The organism is Phytohabitans sp. LZ39 (assembly GCF_059359075.1).
In genome coordinates this window covers 116,846-137,761 of the sequence record NZ_JCADBM010000016.1, presented here as the reverse complement: position 1 = coordinate 137,761, position 20,916 = coordinate 116,846, and the positions used below count along the sequence as shown (strand labels likewise).

The window sequence follows — 20,916 nt, the reverse complement described above, 5'->3', positions numbered from 1 at the left end:
GCTTGCGCGCGCACGAAGCGGGGGCACTGCACGGAGAGCTGGGCAGCACCGGGCCGGCCTGGCTCCGTACCCCCGAAGACGTCAACGTGATCCTGCCGCAGCTGTGGCCCAGCGGCGTGGCGCGCGCCGCCGACGGCGCGCTCGCCATCGGCGGGGTCAGCGTCCGCGACCTGGCGGAGGAGTTCGGCACCCCGGCGTACGTCCTCGACGAAAACGACCTGCGCGAGCGCTGCCGCGACTTCCTGGCGGCGTTCGCCGGCTGCGACGTGTACTACGCGGGCAAGGCGTTCCTCTGCCGGGCCGTGGTGCGGATCATCGCCGAGGAGGGGCTGCACCTCGACGTTTGCACCGGTGGCGAGCTGGCCACCGCGCTGTCGGCCGGGATGCCGCCGGAGCGGATCGGCTTCCACGGCAACAACAAGTCGGTGCCCGAGCTGACCCGCGCCGTCGAGGCCGGGGTGGGGCGGATCATCGTCGACTCGTTCCACGAGATCGAGCGGTTGACCGAGATCGCCCGCAGGCTGGACAAAACGCCCGCCGTGCTGCTGCGGGTGACGGTCGGCGTCGAGGCACACACACACGAGTTCATCGCGACCGCCCATGAAGACCAGAAGTTCGGCTTCTCGCTGTCGGGCGGGTCAGCTTTCACAGCCGCCGCAAGGATCATCGACGACGGCGTGCTCGACCTGCGCGGGCTCCACTCGCACATCGGCTCGCAGATCTTCGACACCAGCGGCTTCGAGGTCTCCGCCCGCCGCGTGCTTGGGCTCCAAGCGCAGATCCGCGACGCCCGCGGTGTCGAGCTGCCCGAGCTCGACCTGGGCGGCGGCTTCGGCATCGCGTACACGACGCAGGACGACCCGGCCTCCCCGTCCGACCTGGCCAAGCGGCTCGACAAGATCGTGGCCGACGAGTGCGAGTCGCTGCGGCTGGCGCTGCCCCGCCTGTCGATCGAGCCGGGGCGGGCGATCGTGGGGCCGGCCGTCTTCACGCTGTACGAGGTGGGCACGGTCAAGGACGTCGACGGTATCCGCACGTACGTGAGCGTCGACGGCGGCATGAGCGACAACATCCGCGCGGCCCTCTACGGCGCGACGTACTCGGCGACGGTCGCCTCCCGCGCCTCGACCGCGCCACCCATCCTCGCCCGGGTGGTGGGAAAACATTGCGAGTCCGGTGACGTGGTCGTTAAGGATGAATTCCTGCCCGCCGACGTGCAGCCCGGAGATCTTCTCGCCGTGCCCGGCACCGGCGCGTACTGCCGGAGCATGGCGAGCAACTACAACCACGTGCCGCGGCCTCCGGTGGTTGCGGTGCGTGACGGGCGGGCGCGTGTGATCGTCCGGCGGGAGACCGAAGACGACCTGCTGGCATTGGATGTGGGATGAAGCCTGTACGGGTGGCGCTGTTGGGGTGCGGCACGGTCGGCTCGGAGGTGGTCCGGCTGCTGCACCAGCAGGCCGGTGACCTCACGGCCCGGATCGGCGCCGCGGTGGAGATCGCCGGCATCGCCGTGCGGCGGCTCGGCCGTGATCGGGGTGACCTGCCCGTCGACCCGGCGCTCTTCACGACCGACGCGCTCGGCCTGGTCAAGCGCGACGACGTCGACGTGGTGGTCGAGGTTGTCGGCGGCATCGAGCCGGCCCGCACCTGGCTCGTCGAGGCGCTCCGGAGCGGCAAGAGCGTGGTCACCGCCAACAAGGCGCTGCTGGCCGAAGACGGCGGCTCGCTGCACGACGCGGCCACCGACGGCGGCGCCGACCTCTACTACGAGGCGGCGGTGGCCGGCGCGATCCCGCTGCTGCGCCCGCTCCGCGAGTCACTGCACGGCGACACGATCACCCGCGTCACCGGCATCGTCAACGGCACCACCAACTTCATCCTGTCCTCTATGGACGCTACCGGCGCCGGTTTCCAGGAGGCACTGGAGGAGGCCACCGCCCTCGGCTACGCGGAGGCCGACCCCACGGCAGACGTCGAGGGCTTCGACGCGGCGGCGAAGGCGGCGATCCTCGCGTCGCTCGCGTTCCACAGCCGGGTGAGCGCCGCCGACGTGCACCGCGAAGGCATCACCGAGGTCACCGCCGCCGATATGGCCAGCGCCAAGGCGATGGGCTGCACGATCAAGCTGCTGTGCATCGCGGCGCGCGTCGACGACTCGGTGAGCGTGCGCGTGCACCCGGCGATGATCCCCCGGTCACACCCGCTGGCGAGCGTCGGCGACGCCTTCAACGCGGTCTTCGTCGAGGCCGCGGCCGCCGGCCAGCTCATGTTCTACGGCCGCGGCGCCGGGGGCGCGCCGACCGCGAGCGCCGTCCTCGGCGACATCGTCGCGGTCAGCCGCAACAGGCTCGCCGGGGTACGCGCCGCGAGCGAGTCCCGCTACGCCGACCTGCCGATCCGCCCGATGGGCGAGGCGGTCACCCGCTACCACATCAGCCTCGACGTGGCCGACCGCGCCGGCGTGCTGGCCGCGGTGGCCGGCGTCTTCGCCAAGCACGACGTCTCCATCGCCACCGTCCGCCAGTCCGGCCGCGGCGACGAGGCGGTCCTGGTGATCGTCACCCACGCCGCCCCCGACGCCGCACTCGCCGCCACGGTGCGCGAGCTCCAGCAGCTCGACATCGTCCGCTCCATCGCCAGCGTCCTCCGCGTCGAAGGCATAGAGGCCACATAAGACGTCCGCGACGGGTCCAGACCCAATCCCACAATGCTTTAAGTGCCTATTTGCCCGCGTCCGTGGTTGGCAGCGGTCCGTATGCTCCCGCGGGCACCGCTCCCGGCCGGCTCCTCGCCCGAGGGGCTCGTCGAAACCCCGGCCGTCCGCTGCCGGGTCCGCCGTTGGTCACGGTCCAGTGCGGCGCAGCCGCTGGGGTGAGCTTTGCCAGCGGCGGACGGGCGAGGCCGCGGGAGCAGCGGTCGGGACCACCGCGGACGTCGCGGTAGCTCGCAATCTCCGGGTTTGGAAGATCCTCTAGGCGAGGTCGAGGGCCCGCGCGGCGGCGAGCACGTCGAGCTGGATGGTCGTGGGGGACGGGGCGGTGGAGATGGCCCACTCGGGGTCCTTCAGGCCGTGGCCGGTGACCGTGCAGACCACTGTGGAGCCGCGGGCGACACGGCCGGCCTCGGCTTCCTGGAGCAGGCCGGCGACGCTGGCCGCGCTCGCCAGCTCGACGAAGACGCCGACCTCGCGGGCGAGGATCCGGTAGGCGGTGAGGATCTGGCGGTCGGTCACGGCGGCGATCAGGCCGCCCGACGCGTCGCGGGCGTCGACCGCCTTGGTCCAGCTCGCCGGGTTGCCGATGCGGATGGCGGTCGCGATCGTGGACGGCTCGGGGACCACCTTGCCGGTGACGATCGGGGCCGCGCCGGACGCCTGGAAGCCGTACATCTTCGGCGCGCGCGTGGCGTTGCCCTCGTCGAGGTCTTCCTGGTAGCCCAGCCAGTAGGCGGTGATGTTGCCGGCGTTGCCGACCGGCAGGCAGTGGATGTCGGGCGCGTCGCCGAGCGCTTCGACGATCTCGAAGGCGGCGGTCTTCTGGCCGTGGATGCGGTCGATGTTGACGGAGTTGACCAGCGCCACCGGGTAGTCGAGCGAGAGCTTCGAGGCGAGCGACAGGCAGTCGTCGAAGTTGCCGCTGACCTGGAGCAGGCGGGCGCCGTGCACGAGTGCCTGCGCCAGCTTGCCGAGGGCGATCTTGCCCTGCGGCACGAGCACCGCGCAGGTGAGGCCGGCGCGTGCCGCGTACGCCGCGGCGGAGGCCGAGGTGTTGCCGGTCGAGGCGCAGATGATCGCCTTGGAGCCGCTCTCGACCGCCTTGGAAACGGCCAGCGTCATGCCCCGGTCTTTGAACGAGCCGGTCGGGTTGGCCCCCTCTACCTTCAAATAGACGTCACAGCCCAGCCGGGAGGAAAGCACGGGAGCGGGCACGAGCGGCGTGTTGCCCTCGTACAGCGTGACGACCGGCGTGGACTCCGTGACCGGTAGGCGGTCCCGGTACTGCTCTATAAGACCCCGCCACATGGCGATTCTCCTGTCTCGCGTCGCAGGTCCAGGATGCCCCACCCTCGCGCGCGCGGGTGTTCCCCGGCCGGCCAATAACCACCTACCGGGACGGGTCGCCCACGGAAAGAGTGAAAAGCGAGACGGAGGGGGCAGGTGAGGCCGGATGTCCTAGACCGCACCAGAGTGACGACCGCTAAGGTGAGCGCCGCATCCCTCGTGCGTTTCCCCACCCCTTGGAGTGAGCTCCGACATGTCGTTGTTCGCCAGACTCAGCCTTGCCAACCGCGGTCTGGTCGCGCTCGTCGCGGTGGTCGTCACCGCGTTCGGGGCGTTCGCCATCCCCTCGCTGAAGCAGCAGCTGCTGCCTTCGCTGGAGTTTCCCGCGGCGTTCGTGGTGGTGCCCTACCCGGGTGCCGCGCCGGAGATCGTCGAGCAGCGCGTGACCGAGCCGATCGAAAACGGCGTGCAGGGCATCGCCGGCCTCAGCAAGGTGACCTCCACGTCCAGCGAGGGCTCGGCGAGCATCCAGGTCGAGTTCGAGTTCGGCACCGACCTCGACGACGCGGTCAACAAGCTCCAGACCGCGCTCAACAGGGTGGAACCGCAGCTGCCCGACGGGGTGGAGCCGCAGGTTTTCGCGGGCAGCACCGACGACCTGCCGGCGATCGTGCTGGCCGCGTCGAACGCCGGGGGAGGCGACCAGAAGGAGCTGGCCAACCGTCTGGAGCGCACGGTCGTGCCCGAGCTGGAGGGGATCGACGGCGTTCGCACGGTCGAGATCACGGGGGCCCGCGACCAGGTCGTGACCGTCACGCCCGACCCGGCGAAGATGGCCGCCGCGCGCCTCGACGCCCGTGCCATCGGCGCGGCGCTCCAGGCCAACGGCGTGGCCATCCCCGCGGGCGGGCTCACCGCCGACGACAAGACGCGCACGATCCAGGTGGGTACACCGATCGCGACCATCGACCAGCTGCGCGAGCTGTGGCTGGCACCCGGCCCCGGCGCCCGCCCCGTGCAGCTCGGCGCGGTGGCGGTGGTCGAGCCGGGCCTCGCGCCGCCGACCGGGTTCACCCGCACCAACGGGCAGGACAGCCTCGGCATCGCGGTCACCGCCGCGCCCGACGGCAACGCGGTGGAGATCTCGCACGAGATCCGCGACCGGCTCGCGGCGCTCGGCGAGAGCGGGGGCGCGGCGCTGACCGTGGTGTTCGACCAGGCGCCGTTCGTCGAAAAGTCGATCGACAGCCTCACCACCGAGGGACTGCTCGGCCTGCTGATGGCCGTCCTGGTGATCCTTGTCTTCCTGCTGTCGGTGCGCTCGACGCTGGTTACCGCCGTGTCGATCCCGCTGTCGGTGCTCGTCGCGCTGATCGCGCTGTGGGTCGGCGACTACTCGCTCAACCTGCTCACGCTCGGCGCGCTCACGATCGCGGTGGGGCGGGTGGTCGACGACTCGATCGTCGTATTGGAAAACATCAAACGCCATCTCGGGTACGGGGAGGACAAGCGCCGCGCGATCCTCGACGGCGTGAAGGAGGTGGCCGGCGCGGTCACCGCGTCGACGCTCACCACGGTGGCGGTGTTCGCACCGATCGCGCTCGTCGGCGGGTTCGTGGGGCAGCTCTTCGCGCCGTTCGCGATCACGGTGACCGTGGCGCTGCTCGCGTCGCTGCTCGTCTCGCTCACGATCATCCCGGTGCTGGCGTACTGGTTCCTCCGCCCGGCCACCGGCGCCGGCGACGAGGCGAGCGTGCGCCGGGCCGCCGAGGAGCGGGAGCGGCACAGCTTCCTTCAGCTCGCGTACCTGCCGGTGATCAGCTTCGCCACCCGGCGGCGGTGGGCCACGGTGGGCATCGGCTTGGCGGTGCTGCTCGGCACGTTCGGGCTCTCGACGCAGCTGAAGACCAACTTCCTGGACGACTCCGGCCAGGACACGTTCGTGATCAGCCAGGAGCTGCCGCCGGGCACCAGCATGGACGCCACCGACGCGGCCGCGCGGCAGGTGGAGGGCGTGCTGGCGGGCCGGGACGACATCGAGTCGTACCAGGTGACCGCCGGCGGGGGCGGCGCGCCGTGGGAGGGCGGCGGGGTCACCGCGGCGAGCTTCTCGGTCACCGTCAAGGACGGGGTCGACTCCGGTGCCGTGCAGGACGAGCTGCGGGAGCGGCTGACCGGGCCCGGAGAGATCACCGTGGGCGGTGGCGGCGGTGGGCCGGGTGGCGCCTCTGCCGACGAGCTCCAGGTGATCGTCCAGGCCGCCGACACCGAGACGTTGGCGCGGGCCACCGACCAGGTCCGCGAGGCGATGGCGGGGACGCCGGACGTCGACCAAGTGAGCACCAGCCTCTCGGCCGACGTGCCGCGCCTCGACGTGGTGGTCGACCGGGCCACCGCCGCCCGCGTGGGCCTCACCGAGCAGGCGATCGGCCAGCTCGTCGCGCAGATCATGCGCGGCGCACCGGTGGGCCAGGTGGCGCTCGACGGGGTGCAGCAGGACGTGGTGGTCACCAACCCCAACCCGCCGGCCACCGTGGAGGCGCTGCGGTCGTACCGGATCGGCACCTTCCGGCTCGACGACGTCGCCGACGTCGACGAGGTCTCCGGGCCGGTCGAGATCACCCGGATCGACGGCGAGCGCAGTGCCACCGTCACCGGCACCGCGACCGGCTCCAACGTGGGCGCCACGACCGCCGCGCTGACCGAGCGCCTGGAGGGGCTCGACCTGCCGCCGGGCGCCACGTACCAGATCGGTGGGGTGAGCGCCGACCAGGCGGAGGCGTTCGCGGACCTCGGGCTGGCCGTGCTCGCCGCGATCGCGATCGTCTTCCTGATCATGGTGGCGACGTTCCGCAGCCTGATCCAGCCGTTCATCCTGCTTGTGTCGATCCCGTTCGCGGCGACAGGGGCGATCACCCTGCTGCTGGTCACCGGCACCCCGCTCGGCGTGCCCGCGCTGATCGGCGTCCTCATGCTCGTCGGCATCGTGGTCACCAACGCGATCGTGCTGATGGACCTGATCAACCAGTACCGCCAGCAGGGCATGCCGGTGCTGGAGGCGGTCGTCGAGGGCGGGCGGCGCAGGCTGCGGCCGATCCTCATGACCGCGATCGCCACCATCTTCGCGCTGCTGCCGATGGCGTTGGGACTCACCGGCGAGGGCGGCTTCATCTCGCAGCCACTCGCGATCGTGGTCATCGGCGGCCTGATCAGCTCCACGCTGCTCACGCTGGTGCTCGTGCCGACGCTGTACACGATGGTGGAGAGCTTCAAGGAGCGGTTCCGCCGGCCTGAGGTCGCCTTCGTCGGTCCGGCGCCGCGCAACGGCCACGAGCCGCTCGTCGCGCCGCCGCCGGCCAAGCCCTCGGCCGCACTGATCGAGGGCACCGACCAGTTCGAGGTGCTTCGCCTACCAAAGATCAAAAAACCGACCCAGTAAGCGAGCGAGTTGGCGCGGCGGCGTCTGGACGGAGCCGCCCCGCCGACGTAGTCGGGGTTTCGGGGTGGTGGAGGAAGACGTCGCCTTGGGCGCCGCACGAGCGAGCGAATCAGGCGGCACAGTAACGTTTGCGTACGTGGCGTCTCCCCTCTCGGTCCTTACGCGCAACCGCGACTTCCGTAACCTCTTCGTCGCCGAGCTCGTGGTTTTCGGCGCCGACTGGTTCGTCATGGTGCCGCTGCTGGTCCTCCTGCCGGAGCTGACCGGCAGCGGCGTCTGGGGCGGGCTGGTGCTGGCCGTCGACACCGGGCTTGTCGCGCTGCTGTTACCGGTGACCGGCACGGTCGCGGATCGGTTCGACCGGAAGAAGCTGCTCGTCATCTCCAACATCGCCGCGCTGCTCGCGGTAATGCTGCTCCAGACCGTGCGAGGTGCGGGCGCGGCGGCGCTGGCGCTCGGGGCGATCGGGGCGCTGGCGGTGGCCAAGGCGTTCTACTCGCCGGCGGCCCAGGCCGCGCTCCCCAACGTCGTGGACCCCGAAGATCTCGCCGCCGCCAACGCCGTCGCCGGCTCGGCGTGGGGCACGATGGCCGTCGTCGGCGCGTCGCTGGGCGGGGTGCTGAGCGCGGCGTTCAGCCCGTACACATGCTTCTGGGTCGCCTCGGCCAGCCTGGCCGTGGCCGCCGGACTGGAGTGGCGGATCCGCCGGCCCCTTCAGGCGCCGCGGGAGAGCGCCGAGGTCCACCCGCGTACCTGGACCGCGATCCGCGAGTCGCTCGCGTACATCGCCCACCGGCCGCGCGTGCTGGCGCTCGTCACGGTCAAGTCCGCGGTCGGGCTGGGCAACGGCGTGCTCACCGTCTTCCCGTTGCTGGCCGGCCGCTTCGGCGCGGGCGCGGTGGGCGCGGGGCTGCTCTTCGGCGTACGCGGCGCGGGCGCGCTGGTCGGCCCGCTCACGATGCGCAAGGTGCTCGGCCACCGCTCGTGGCTGCTGCCCGGCCTGGCGATCTCGATGTCCGCGTACGGCCTCGCCTACCTGGGCGTCGCCATCGCGCCGTGGTTTCCGCTCGTGCTGGCGCTGGTCTTCGCCGCGCACTTCGCCGGTGGCACCAACTGGATCCTGTCCAACTTCGCGCTCCAGGGCGAGGTGCCGGACCGCCTGCGGGGCCGGGTCTTCGCCGCCGACCTGATGCTCGCCACGCTCTCCATCTCGGTCAGCCAGCTCGCCGTCGCCGCGCTGGTCGACCACGTCGACGGGCGGGCGCTGATCGCCGGTTGCGCGACGGTCACCCTCGTGTACGCGGTCGGCTGGCGCATCGCCACGCGCGGCCTGGCCGCACCCGCCGTGGCGGAGGAAGCTCCCTGACGCTATCGTAGTGATATCACTTTGCTATCGAGGTTGTCGGGAGTCGTCATGGAGAGACCGGCTTTCCGGGTTTCCGGGTTCGCCGCCGTAGCAGCCCTGTTCGTGCTCGCCGTTGTCGGGCTGGTGGCGATCCTCGCCACGTCGGGCGGTTCGGACAGCTCGACGGCGCTGAGCATTACCGCCGTCTCGACGGCATACGCGGTGGTCGCCGCCGTGGCGGCGACCGGATTTACCGTCGTCAACCCCAATGACGCCCAGGTGGTGCAGTTCTTCGGGCGGTACGTGGGCAGCATCCGCGTGGCCGGCTTCCACTGGACGTTGCCGCTGACCGCCAAGCGGCGCGTCACGCTCCGCGTGCGCAACTTCGAGACCGCGCGGCTCAAGGTCTCCGACGCGGACGGCAATCCGGTGGAGATCGCGGCCGTCGTCGTGTGGCGGGTGGTCGACTCGGCCAAGGCCGCGTTCGCGGTGGACGACCACGTCGAGTACGTGGCGGTGCAGTCCGAGGCGGCCGTGCGGCACATGGCGACCAGCTATCCGTACGAGGCGCACGACAGCGGGCGGGCCAGCCTGCGGGACAGCTCGGTGGTGAGCGAGGAGCTGACCCAGGAGCTGCGTGAGCGGGTCGAGTTGGCCGGCGTCGAGGTGCTCGAGTCCCGCACCACCCACCTGGCGTACGCGCCGGAGATCGCCCAGGCGATGCTGGCCCGGCAGCAGGCGAGCGCGATCGTGAGCGCCCGGTTCAAAATCGTGGAGGGCGCCGTGGGTATGGTCTCCAACGCCCTCGACCGACTCCGCGACGAGCATGTCGTCGAGCTCGACGAGGAGCGCAAGGCGCAGATGGTCGCCAACCTGCTCGTGGTGCTCTGCGGCGACCGTGCCGCCCAGCCGGTGGTCAACACGGGCTCGTTGTACGGCTGACCCGAGGAAACTCATGCCCGAGCGCAAGAAACTCCTGCTCCGGCTGGACCCCGACGTCTACGACGCGGTGGCCAGGTGGGCCGCCGACGACCTGCGCAGCGTCAACGCCCAGATCGAGTTCGCGCTCCGCCTGGCCCTGAAGCAGACCGGCCGCTCACCGCGCCGTCCACCCCCGGACCCCACCGACGACTAGCGCCCGCGGCTCGACGCCGCGCCGCGCGCCCCCCGGCCTGGCCCCAAGAGGGCTGCCGTTCACCTGTCTGGCCGGGGATACGGGAGCCCTCCGCGGAATTCACGCCCAAGAGGGCTGCCCTCTTGGGACAAGGCGGCGGTGGGGCTTGCACCGCGGGCCCGGCGGCCCGCGGGAGCATGCGGTCCGCAGGTGACGCGGACGGGGGTAAATATGGTCAGAGCGCCTGGATGTGCCGGTCGTCCTGAGGCATGGGAAACGCCGGTGGGGCGGCAGGGCGGGCGCCGGCCAGGACGGCGGCGATGACGAGGGCCAGGCCGGTGGCGTGGATCAGCGTGAGGACCAGGCCCACCGCCGCCGTGATCAGGCCGAACTCGCGGGCGTTGAAGTCGCCGTCGGCGTAGACCCAGATGTAGCTGCTGGTCCAGGCGACGCCGAGGAGGATGCCGGCGAGCAGCACCGCGCAGCCGGATGTCGCCAGGGCGCGGGCCCGGCTCGTGAGCGTGTGGCGGCGGGTGGCTACCAGCACGAGGCCGACCACGAGCACGATCAGCGCGGGGAGCTGTGCCACGAACTGGATGGCGACGTACGCGAACTCGTCCACGGAGCCACCCTAGGAACGCCGATCAAGGCCCTACCATGGCCCCCGTGGCTCCCTCCTTCGTCCCCGGCGACGTGCGCGTACACGCCCCGGCCACCAGTGCCAACCTCGGCCCCGGCTTCGACGCGCTCGGGCTCGCGCTGGCGCTCTACGACGAGGTCTCGGCGCGGGTCGTCGACGGCGGCGTGGCGGTCGAGGTGAGCGGCGAGGGCGCCGGCGAGTTGCCGACGGACGCGTCCCACCTCGTGGTACACGCGATGTTCGCGGCCTTCGACGAGCTGGGCGGCCGGCCGCCGGGTCTGGCCGTGTCGTGCCTCAACCGCATCCCGCAGGCGCGCGGTCTCGGCTCCTCGTCGGCGGCGATCGTCGCCGGCATCCAGCTCGCCCGCGGGCTTGTCGTCGACGGGCAGCGTCGGATGGACGACGCCGCGGCGCTGCGCCTCGCCGCCGGCATCGAGGGCCACCCCGACAACGTGGCACCCTGCCTTCTTGGCGGCTTCACCATCGCGTGGACGGACGATGCGGGCGCTTTCGCCGTGACCCGGCGCCCGTCGCAGGTCGTACAGCCGACGATTTTCGTGCCCGCGGACCGCGGGTTGACCGCGGAGGCGCGGGCGGCGTTGCCGGCGACGGTGCCGCACGCGGACGCCGCGCGGTCGGCGGGCCGGGCCGCGTTGCTGGTCCACGCGATGACCGAAGACCCGGCGCTGTTGCTGCCGGCGACCGAGGACCGGCTGCACCAGCACTACCGCGCTCCCGGCATGCCGGCGACGTTTGCCCTGGTCACGGCGTTGCGTGAGGCGGGTGTGGCGGCTGTGGTGAGCGGGGCGGGACCCTCCGTGCTCGCGCTGTCACCGGTGCCGGAAGATTTCGCACCGGGAATGGGTTGGGCGGCACAACGGTTGGGAGTAGATGTCACCGGGGCCCGCGTTGAGGGGGTACACTGGGACACGCCGAGCGGACCACTGTTGCCGCAGGTCCGATGAGTTGATTACGCTCTGGCCCTAGCACAGTCGCGAGGCAATAGATCTCTGCGTGGCGGCGCACCCCGAAGCTTTCGGCGGTCAGTTCGTCTTATCCGCTGCTTAGGCCCACCGCTGCTGTGTTACAAACTCCCGCCCTGTTACGTGAGGCGGGTGCACCGAGGCCGCCCGGCCACCAGAGGATCGTCGATCCGGGCAGCCCCGGCCTATCGAGGGAAGGAATCCATTGAGCGACACCACCGACGTGACGTCGGATGTCACCAACGTCGCTGACCAGGCCGCCACCGGCACCGCGCGCCGTGCGCGCCGCGGCACGGGGCTGTCGGCGATGCTGTTGCCGGAGCTCCAGAGCCTGGCCGCGTCGCTCGGCATCTCCGGTACGGCCCGGATGCGAAAGGGCGAGCTGGTCGCCGCCATTTCCGAGCGCCAGGGCGGCGGGGCCGACGGTGCGGGTGCACCGCGCCAGCGGGCCGAGGTCGCGGCCGCGGCCGCGCCGGTTCGCGAAGAGGTTCGGGCCGAGGTGCCCGACACCACCGACACCGAGCGTCGTGGCGGCGACGCGCCCGTGACCGTGACATCGACCGTGACATCTCCCGAGCCGTCGTCCGACGGCGAGGAGCGCGAGCCGCGTTCGCGCCGGGCCTCGCGGCCGGCGGGTCCGCCGGAGTCCCGCGGCGACGGTGCTTCCGACGAGACGGAGCGCGCCGAGCGGAGCGACCGCGGTGACCGGGGCGAGCGGGGCGAGCGGGGCGAGCGGGGCGAGCGCAACGAGCGGGGTGACCGCGAGTCGCGTAACAACCGCGACCGCAACGAGCGCGGCCCGCGCAGCGACCGCGGTGACCGCGGCGACCGGGCCGAGCAGCGCAACGAGCGCGACCGTGATCGTGACCGCGACGGCGACGACGACGGCGATGAGAGCGGTGGCCGGCGGAGCCGGCGCAGCCGCTTCCGTGACCGCCGGCGCGGCCGTGGCGAGCGGAGCGAGGGCGGCAGCAGCAGTGGCGGCGGGAGCAACGAGCCGCAGGTGACCGAAGACGACGTGCTCGTGCCGGTCGCCGGCATCGTCGACGTCCTCGACAACTACGCGTTCGTCCGCACGACCGGCTACCTCTCGGGGCCCAACGACGTCTACGTCTCCATGTCGCAGGTCAAAAAGTACGGCCTGCGCCGGGGCGACGCGGTGACCGGCGCGGTGCGCGCCACCCGCGATGGCGAGCAGCGCCGCGACAAGTACAACCCGCTGGTCCGGCTGGACACCATCAACGGCATGGACCCGGACGAGGCGCGGCGGCGCCCCGAGTTCTACAAGCTGACCCCGCTCTACCCGCAGGAGCGCCTGCGGCTGGAGACCGAGCCGCACATCCTGACGACACGGGTCATCGACCTCGTCATGCCGCTCGGCAAGGGCCAGCGCGCGCTGATCGTCTCGCCGCCGAAGGCGGGTAAGACGATGGTGCTCCAGGCGATCGCCAACGCGATCACCCGCAACAACCCCGAGTGCCACCTCATGGTCGTGCTCGTCGACGAGCGGCCCGAAGAGGTCACCGACATGCAGCGGTCGGTCAAGGGCGAGGTCATCGCGGCCACGTTCGACCGCCCGCCGCAGGACCACACGACGGTCGCCGAGCTCGCGATCGAGCGGGCCAAGCGCCTTGTCGAGCTGGGCCACGACGTGGTCGTGCTGCTCGACTCGGTGACCCGGCTCGGCCGGTCGTACAACCTGGCGGCACCGGCGAGCGGCCGGATCATGTCGGGTGGTATCGACTCGACCGCGCTCTACCCGCCGAAGCGCTTCCTCGGCGCCGCCCGCAACATCGAAAACGGCGGCTCGCTGACCATCCTCGCCACCGCGCTGGTGGAGACCGGGTCCATGATGGACACGGTCATCTTCGAGGAGTTCAAGGGCACGGGTAACGCGGAGCTCAAGCTCGACCGCAAGATCGCCGACAAGCGCGTCTTCCCGGCGATCGACATCAACCCGTCCGGCACGCGTAAGGAAGAGATCCTGCTCGCGCCGGAGGAGTTGGCGATATCGCACAAGCTGCGCAAGGTGCTCCACTCGCTGGAGTCGCAGGCCGCACTCGACCTGCTGCTCGACCGCCTCAAGCAGACGCGGACCAACATCGAGTTCCTCATGCAGATCGCGAAGTCGACCCCGGGGGAGTAGCAGCCCTCTACTGCGCGCGCCCCGGCCAGCGGAAGCTTGGCCGGGGCGCAAGCTTTTTGTCGGCGGTACGACACGAACCGGCCGATCGCACACACCGTGCGACTTCTGCGTGACTCCGCGTGAAAACGTCCTCACACTCCGCCCGTCACCACGTCCTCTGGTGACTCACGAGGGGGGTACGGACGTCAGCTGAGGAGGCGCAGATGACGGTGCCGGGCTACAGAAACGTGCCCGCCGAAGAGTGGGATCCGACCTCGCCGGCAGATCCCATGGAAGCCGAGGAGTTTCTCCGGCTCTGCTACACCGAGCAGCCCAGGCTCGGCCCGGTGGAGCCCCGACTCGCGGTGGTCCGCGCGCAGATCGCCGCCACGGGGACGTACAGGCACACATCCGAGGAGCTCGTCTGGGGCGCGAAAGTGGCCTGGCGCAACGCGAGCCGGTGCATCGGCCGCCTGTACTGGCGCAGCCTCACCGTGCTCGACCGGCGCCGCGCGCACACCGCGGACGAGATCTTCCGGCTCCTGGTCCGGCACCTGAAGGTCGCCGGCGGCGGGAGTGCCATCCGTCCGGTCATCTCGGTGTTCGCGCCGGCGAGACCGGGCCGCCCGTACGCCCGGGTGTGGAACGAGCAGCTCATCCGGTACGCCGGCTACCGCACTGAGGGAGGCGTCGTCGGCGATCCCCGGTACGTCCCGTTCACCGACGCGATGCGCGAGATGGGGTGGCGGGGCTCGGGAGGGCCGTTCGACGTACTGCCGATCGTGGTGGAGTCGCCGGGCGAGGGTCCGCGCCTCTTCCAGCTGCCTGAGCGGGCCGTGCTGGAGGTGCCGATCACGCACCCCGAGCTGGGCTGGTTCGAGCGCCTGGGCGTGCGGTGGCACGCGATCCCGGCCATCTCCAACATGCGGCTGCGGATCGGCGGCGTGGACTACCCGCTGGCGCCGTTCAACGGCTGGTACATGGGCACCGAAATCGGGGCCCGCAACCTCGCCGACCCGGACCGGTACAACCTCCTACCCGTGGTGGCTCGCGGCCTCGGCCTGGACACGTCGCACGAGGCGACGCTGTGGCGGGACCGCGCGCTGGTGGAGCTCAACCGGGCCGTGCTGTGGTCGTTCGCCCAGGCCGGTGTGAAGATCTCCGACCACCACACCGAGTCGGGACGCTTCCTCGCCCACATGCGCAACGAGGAGAAGGCGGGGCGGCCGGTGCCGGCGGACTGGACCTGGATCGTGCCGCCGATGTCCGGCGGCGCCACAGCGGTCTTCCACCGGTACTACCACGAAGCGGACCAGCGCCCGAACTTCTACCTCGACCCCGGGGCGGCGGCGCTGGCCCGCGGGGCCGGGGTGCGACCCGCGCTGGTCGCGGCCGCCGCCTGAAGTTTTCTTTCAGTTAGACATGGAGCTATTGAAAGTTCCATGCGAGATCAGGTTGACTGGCCGCCATGCGGCGTGTGGCTGTTCTCGCTCTCATCGTGCTCCTTGGTGTCCCGGCGCCGGCGGCGGCAGCTCCGGCGCCGGCGCCCCCACCGGCCGTCGACGCCTTCGACGACATCGAAACCGACAAGCGCACCCGGCCGGTCGCGCCGGGGCTGACGCTGACATCCTTCGACCGCTACCACGCCGCCGGGTGGCTGCGCGCCGACGCGCTCACCGCCGACCTGTCCGGCAAGCTGAGCGTCGACTACGTCAACTCGGGCGAGGTCGCCAAGACCGAGCCGCTGCGCAAGGCCGCCGACCGCACGCGCGCGGTCGCCGCGGTCAACGGTGACTTCTTCGACATCAACGCCTCCGGCGCCGCGCAGGGCATCGGCATCCAGAGTGGACAGCTGATCCAGTCGCCGGTGCAGGGGAGCGTCAACGCCGTCGGCATCACGGCCGAAGGTGTCGGCAAGGTGATCCAGGTCTACTTCGACGGCACGGCGGTGCTGCCCGGTGGCACGCGGGTGACGCTGACCCAGTTCAACAACATGGTGCAGCCGGGCGGCGTCGGCGCGTTCACGGCACTCTGGGGCTCGTACGACCGGAAGCGGGCGGTCGAGGGCGCGGCCCGGGTCACCGAGGTCACGCTGAGCGGCGGCGCGGTCGCCTCGGTCGCGGGTGCGGCCGGCAGCGGCCCGATCCCCGCCGGCACCACGGTGCTGCTCGGCCGCGACGCCGGGGCCGACGCGCTCGCGGCGCTCAAGCCGGGCGACGCGGTCGACGTGTCGTACGCGCCCCGCTCCTCGGACGGCGGCCCGCTCAAGGCGGCGGTGGGCGGCCGCCAGGTGCTCGTCAAGGACGGCGTGCCGCAGGACATCGGCGACGTCACGCCCGAGCCACGCACCGCGGTCGGCTTCTCCCGGGACGGCCGCCGCATGTACCTGCTGACCGTCGACGGTCGCCAGGCGGACAGCCGAGGTGTCACGCTCACCGAGCTCGGCCGCCTCATGGCGGAGCTGGGCGCGCACAACGCGCTCAACCTCGACGGCGGTGGATCGTCCACTTTGCTGGCTCGCGAGCCCGGCCAGGCCGCGGTGCAGGTGGAGAACAGCCCGTCCGACGGCTCCGAGCGGCCGGTGCCGAACGGCCTCGCGCTGTACGCCCCGGCCGGCTCCGGCCGGCTCGCCGGCTTCTGGGTGGAGACCGCCACCGACCCGGCCGCCGCACCCGGCACCGGGCCGGTCCGCGGCGGCAACCCCGACCGCGTCTTCCCCGGACTCACCCGCCGCCTGACCGCCGCCGGCTACGACGAGACCTACGGCCCGGCATCGGGTACCCCTTCGTGGCGGGCGACGCACGGGGTCGTGAGCCGCGACGGCGTCTTCCGCGCGCTCCTGCCCGGCACCGCGACCGTGACCGCGTCTCGCGAAAGGGCGTCCGGCAGCGTCAAGCTCAGCGTGCTCGGTCCGCTGGACCGCATCGAGGCGACGTCTTCGCGGCTCGGCTTGGCGGCGCTTGGTGCGGGCACGCTCGGCGTGGTCGGGTATGACGCCGAGGGCAACAGCGCGCCGATCGAGCCGGCCGACGTGCGGCTCGACTACGACACCTCGCTGCTCGACGTGTCGCCTTCCGGCAACGGCTTCTTCACGGTGCGCGCCAAGAAGGACGTCGGTGCCGGCATCGTCACCCTCCACGTCGGACAGTCCACTGTGGCCGTTCCGGTGACCGTGGGGCTGGAGGACGTGCCGGTGGCGATGTTCGACGACGCGGCGACCTGGAAGTTCAGCCACGCCCGCGCCGCCGGCTCGGTCGCCCCGGCGCCGGGCCACACCGGCACCGGACTCAAGCTCTCGTACGACTTCAGCCTCTCCACGGGTACCCGCGCGGCGTACGCCGACCCGCCGGCCTGGATCGCGGTGCCGGGACAGCCGCAGGCGTTCGGCATGTGGATTTACGGCAACGGCAAGGGCGAGTGGGCCCGCCTCCACCTGCACGACGCGCTCGACCAGCAGCACGTGCTGAGCGGCCCGCTGGTGACCTGGACCGGCTGGCGCTACGTGGAGATGGCCGTGCCGGCCGGCGTGCAGTACCCCGTGCGGGTGCGCCGCTTCTACGTCGCCGAGACCCGCCCGGACGCCCAGTACACCACCGAGATCGTCGTGGACGACATCGTCGCCAAGGTGCCGCCGGCGATCCAGCAGCCCGCCGTGCCGCTCCGCACCGACAAGGTCGTGATCCGCGACGGCACCGTGGACGGTGCACAGTGGCGGTTCGCGGTGATGTCCGACGCCCAGTTCGTGGCGGCCGCCCCGGACAGCGACCTCGTCGCGCAGGCCCGCCGCACGCTCCGCGAGGTCAAGGCGGCCCGGCCGGACTTCCTGGTCGTCAACGGCGACTTCGTCGACACCGCCACCGAGGCGGACTTCGCGCTCGCCAAGCGGATCCTCGACGAGGAACTGGGCGGCGAGCTGCCGTACTACTACGTGCCCGGCAACCACGAGATCATGGGTGCGCCGATCACGAACTTCCAGGCGGTGTTCGGTGCCACGTCACGCGTACTCGACCACAAGGGCGTCCGCTTCGTCACCCTCAACTCCTCGACCGGTACGTTGCGGGGCGGCGGGTTCGACCAGGTGAAGCTGCTCCGCGAGGCGCTGGACTCGGCCCGGACCGACCGCCGCGTGAAGTCAGTGGTCGTGCTGCACCACCACCCGCCGCGCGACCCCACGCCGGCCAAGGCGAGCCAGCTCGGCGACCGCAAGGAGGCCGCGATGCTGGAGGACTGGCTGGCCGACTTCGAGCGCCGGTCCGGCAAGAGCGCCCTCTTCGTCGGCTCGCACGTGGGCACGTTCCACGCCGACCGGGTCGACGGCGTGCCGTATGTCGTCAACGGCAACTCGGGCAAGGGCCCGTCTTCGGCGCCGCACCTGGGTGGCTTCACCGGCTGGACCCACTTCGGCGTCGACGCGCGCGGCGAGGTCGTGGCGGAGACCCAGGCGCACGTGGACTCGCTCGCCGTCACCGCTCCGCCCACGGCGCCGCGCGGCACTCCGGTCGACGTGGCGGCGGTGGTCGCCCAGAGCGGCCGGCAGGTGCCGGTGGCGCCGCCGGTGAGCGCCGACTGGAGCGCCTCGCCGAGCGTCCACATCGGATCCGCGTGGGGCGTCCGGCCGTGGCACTCGGCATGGTTCGACCCGTCGACGGGCGAGCTCGTCGCGCTCCGGTCGAGCGGCTCGGTCGTCCTCGCCGTGACGGTGAACGGGGTGACCGCCCGCGCGACGGTCACCCTGTCCGCACCCCAAAAGGCGGCCGCCTAGCGTGGAGGAGCAGTCGTGGGTCAGAAGTCGCCTTCCGCTACCTGAAATACCGTCAGGCCCAGCTCGCGCCACATCTTGACGACCTGCATGCGGTCGTCGAAGACGCCGACCACGTGGTAGCGGTCGCGGACCTCGTGCTCGAAGATTTCGCGCTTGACCACCGCGTCGCGGCGGGAGTCGTAGAGGTCGCGCATGTAGAGGGCCTCGTACGGGACGCCGACGTAGCGGTCCAGCCACGCCTCGGTGTCCGCGCGGGCGGTTTCGTCGCGCCCGGTGCAGTACACGATGGCGTGGCCGGCGGCGTGCATGGCCCGCACCGCGGCGATCACCGCGTGATGGGGCTGGTCTTCGCCGACCCGGCTCATGTCGTACGGGCTGCGGTCGCCCATCAGCGCCACCGTGCCGTCGATGTCGACAAGGACGATCTTCGGGGCGCCGGGTGGCGGGTCGTAGACCACGGCCGGGCGGCCGGGGGTGACGTCCGGCACAGGAAGGGGCAGCGTGCGCCCCGCGAGGTGCCGCTCGTACATCCGCCGGATCGCGTCCTCGCCGACCCGCTCGGACTCGGGGCGGTCGGCGTCGCGGCGTACGCACTCGTCGACCGGTACGTCGGTGAAGTCGTGCACCTCGAAGGTCGCGCCGAACCGGGCGGCCATCTCGGCCCACTCCCGCACCAGCCGGGCCGAGAGGTTGGTGTCGTCGACGCAGACGTCCGCACGGGCGCGGAGCAGCGCCTCCACCTGCGCCCGCTGCACGGCGGTGACCTGCCCCTCGGCCCACGTGGTGAAAAGCCGGTCACCGTGGAGCATGCGGCGCAGGTCGTCGCGGTTGACCCGGACCACGCCGGGCTGGAGTTTGCGCGCGAACGTGGTCTTTCCGGACGCGGGCAACCCTCGCGTAATGATCAAGCGCGGCATCGTCTACAAGCATGCCAGCCCGGGAATGCCACCTGGGATCCCCGCGTTCCACCCATCGGCCAGTCATGGCACACTGGTCAATCGGCCAAGGTTCCGGTTCACGCCGGAGCGGCCCGCCCTCAGGCGGCGGTCCGTGACGATGGCGACCCGGCGACCACCAACGAAAGGACCGAGGCAGCATGAAGCCCGACATCCACCCGCAGTACGTCGTGACCGAGGTCACCTGTTCCTGCGGTAACACCTTCACCACCCGTAGCACGGCGAAGAACGGCGTGATCCACGTCGAGACTTGCAGCGCGTGCCACCCGTTCTACACGGGCAAGCAGCGCGTGCTCGACACCGCCGGCCGGGTCGCGAAGTTCCAGCAGAAGTACGCCAAGGCTGCCGCCAAGAAGGCCAAGTAGCTACCCCGACGGCGCCCGCCCCTCGGTTTCGAGGGCGGGCGCCGTTCTTTGTATTCACCGGACGCGAGGGGTAAGCACATGAGCACCGATCGCCTCAGCGGGCTGCTGGACGAGTACGCCGAGCTGGAGAAGCGGCTCGCCGACCCGGCCATCCACGCCGACCAGAACACGGCTCGGCGGGTGGGCCGGCGCTTCGCCGCGCTCACCCCGCTGCACAAGGCCGCGGGCGAGCTGGAGCAGGCGCGCGCCGACCTGGAGGCCGCCCGCGAGCTCGCCGCCGAAGACCCCTCGTTCGCGGTGGAGGCCGAGGCGATCGCGGCCAAGCTGCCGGCACTGGAGGAGCGGCTGGCGGAGTTGCTGATCCCGCGCGACCCGCACGACGCCAAGGACGTGATCCTGGAGATCAAGGCGGGCGAGGGCGGTGAGGAGTCCGCCCTGTTCGCCGGTGACCTGCTGCGCATGTTCCAGCGGTACGCGGAGCGGCACGGCTGGGTCACCGAGGTGATCGAGGCGCAGGACTCGGACCTGGGCGGCGTCAAGGACGTCTCCGTGGCGATCAAGACCAAGGGCGTCCCCGAGGGCGGCAACGGCGTGTGGTCGCGGCTGAAGTGGGAGGGCGGCGTCCACCGCGTGCAGCGGGTGCCGGTCACCGAGTCACAGGGGCGGATCCACACCAGCGCGGCCGGCGTGCTCGTGCTGCCCGAGGCCGAGGAGGTCGACGTCTCGATCGACCCCAACGACCTGCGCATCGACGTCTTCCGCTCGTCCGGCCCGGGTGGCCAGTCGGTCAACACCACCGACTCGGCCGTGCGGATCACCCACCTGCCCACCGGCATCGTGGTCTCCTGCCAGAACGAGAAGAGCCAGCTGCAAAACCGCGAGCAGGCGATGCGGATCCTGCGCGCGCGGCTGCTCGCCGCCGCCCAGGAGGAGGCCGACGCGGCCGCCTCGGACGCCCGCCGCTCGCAGGTGCGCACCGTCGACCGTTCGGAGCGGATCCGCACGTACAACTACCCGCAAAACCGGATCACCGACCACCGCATCGGCTACACCGCGTACAACCTGGACCTCGTGCTGGCCGGCGACATGGACGGCCTGCTGGACGCGCTCGCGGAAGCCGACCGCCAGGCCCGGCTGGCCGGCGACACCGAGCTCAAACGGACCTAAACCCTTCAAACCAAAGA

General features: G+C 71.5%; 14 protein-coding genes and 1 pseudogene. 12 read left to right on the top strand and 3 right to left on the bottom strand.

From position 1 onward, the window contains the following. Nucleotides 1-2 precede the first annotated feature (2 nt). Both lysA and AC5L36_RS28330 read left to right on the top strand, forming a co-directional pair. Entirely contained in the window at nucleotides 3-1,388 is a 1,386-nt protein-coding gene (gene lysA / locus AC5L36_RS28335; RefSeq protein WP_441221672.1) for a diaminopimelate decarboxylase, read from the top strand. After that, nucleotides 1,385-2,677 (top strand): homoserine dehydrogenase, encoded by a 1,293-nt coding sequence (locus AC5L36_RS28330; protein ID WP_441221670.1) that lies wholly within the window; start codon nucleotides 1,385-1,387, stop codon nucleotides 2,675-2,677. Before lysA ends, AC5L36_RS28330 begins: the two co-directional genes overlap by 4 nt. Before the next feature lie 297 nt (nucleotides 2,678-2,974). On the opposite strand, the gene thrC is transcribed toward AC5L36_RS28330, so the two are convergent. After that, complete coding sequence (thrC, locus tag AC5L36_RS28325) at nucleotides 2,975-4,024, bottom strand: threonine synthase (RefSeq protein ID WP_441221668.1); 1,050 nt, start codon at nucleotides 4,022-4,024, stop codon at nucleotides 2,975-2,977. A 232-nt stretch (nucleotides 4,025-4,256) separates the two neighbouring features. Here thrC and AC5L36_RS28320 point away from each other — a divergent pair, with 232 nt between their 5' ends. From AC5L36_RS28320 to AC5L36_RS28305, 4 genes are all read left to right on the top strand, one after another. Continuing rightward, nucleotides 4,257-7,442, top strand: coding sequence for an efflux RND transporter permease subunit (locus AC5L36_RS28320; protein ID WP_441221666.1), 3,186 nt, complete (start codon nucleotides 4,257-4,259; stop codon nucleotides 7,440-7,442). Between the two features lie 136 nt (nucleotides 7,443-7,578). Further along, nucleotides 7,579-8,808 (top strand): MFS transporter, encoded by a 1,230-nt coding sequence (locus AC5L36_RS28315; RefSeq protein WP_441221664.1) that lies wholly within the window; start codon nucleotides 7,579-7,581, stop codon nucleotides 8,806-8,808. A gap of 48 nt (nucleotides 8,809-8,856) precedes the next feature. Further along, nucleotides 8,857-9,729 (top strand): SPFH domain-containing protein, encoded by an 873-nt coding sequence (locus AC5L36_RS28310; RefSeq protein WP_441221662.1) that lies wholly within the window; start codon nucleotides 8,857-8,859, stop codon nucleotides 9,727-9,729. Between the two features lie 13 nt (nucleotides 9,730-9,742). After that, on the top strand, nucleotides 9,743-9,922 hold the full coding sequence (locus AC5L36_RS28305; protein WP_441221661.1) for a type II toxin-antitoxin system antitoxin: 180 nt from the start codon (nucleotides 9,743-9,745) through the stop codon (nucleotides 9,920-9,922). A gap of 214 nt (nucleotides 9,923-10,136) precedes the next feature. On the opposite strand, the gene AC5L36_RS28300 is transcribed toward AC5L36_RS28305, so the two are convergent. Continuing rightward, a complete protein-coding gene (locus AC5L36_RS28300; protein WP_441221659.1) occupies nucleotides 10,137-10,523 on the bottom strand; it encodes a hypothetical protein in 387 nt (128 codons plus the stop codon). 35 nt (nucleotides 10,524-10,558) lie between these two features. Between AC5L36_RS28300 and thrB the strand changes: the two are divergent. From thrB to AC5L36_RS28280, 4 genes and pseudogenes are all read left to right on the top strand, one after another. Next, nucleotides 10,559-11,511: pseudogene (gene thrB, locus AC5L36_RS28295) on the top strand (homoserine kinase). Nucleotides 11,512-11,729: 218 nt separating this feature from the next. Further along, nucleotides 11,730-13,670, top strand: a complete 1,941-nt coding sequence (rho, locus tag AC5L36_RS28290; RefSeq protein ID WP_441221657.1) for a transcription termination factor Rho — start codon at nucleotides 11,730-11,732, stop codon at nucleotides 13,668-13,670. Nucleotides 13,671-13,873: 203 nt separating this feature from the next. Next, nucleotides 13,874-15,052 carry a nitric oxide synthase oxygenase gene (locus AC5L36_RS28285; protein ID WP_441221655.1) on the top strand — a complete coding sequence of 393 codons (1,179 nt, stop codon included), beginning with the start codon at nucleotides 13,874-13,876 and terminating at the stop codon, nucleotides 15,050-15,052. Nucleotides 15,053-15,117: 65 nt separating this feature from the next. Further along, nucleotides 15,118-18,411 (top strand): phosphodiester glycosidase family protein, encoded by a 3,294-nt coding sequence (locus tag AC5L36_RS28280; RefSeq protein WP_441221653.1) that lies wholly within the window; start codon nucleotides 15,118-15,120, stop codon nucleotides 18,409-18,411. Nucleotides 18,412-18,431: 20 nt separating this feature from the next. Here the strand turns inward: AC5L36_RS28280 and AC5L36_RS28275 are convergent, their stop codons facing one another. Next, entirely contained in the window at nucleotides 18,432-19,328 is an 897-nt protein-coding gene (locus tag AC5L36_RS28275; protein ID WP_441221651.1) for a phosphatase domain-containing protein, read from the bottom strand. A gap of 179 nt (nucleotides 19,329-19,507) precedes the next feature. On the opposite strand from AC5L36_RS28275, the gene rpmE reads away from it, so the two are divergent. Beyond that, nucleotides 19,508-19,732 (top strand): 50S ribosomal protein L31, encoded by a 225-nt coding sequence (rpmE, locus tag AC5L36_RS28270; RefSeq protein ID WP_441221649.1) that lies wholly within the window; start codon nucleotides 19,508-19,510, stop codon nucleotides 19,730-19,732. 78 nt (nucleotides 19,733-19,810) lie between these two features. Beyond that, nucleotides 19,811-20,899 (top strand): peptide chain release factor 1, encoded by a 1,089-nt coding sequence (gene prfA / locus AC5L36_RS28265; RefSeq protein WP_441221647.1) that lies wholly within the window; start codon nucleotides 19,811-19,813, stop codon nucleotides 20,897-20,899. The last annotated feature ends 17 nt before the right edge of the window (nucleotides 20,900-20,916 follow it).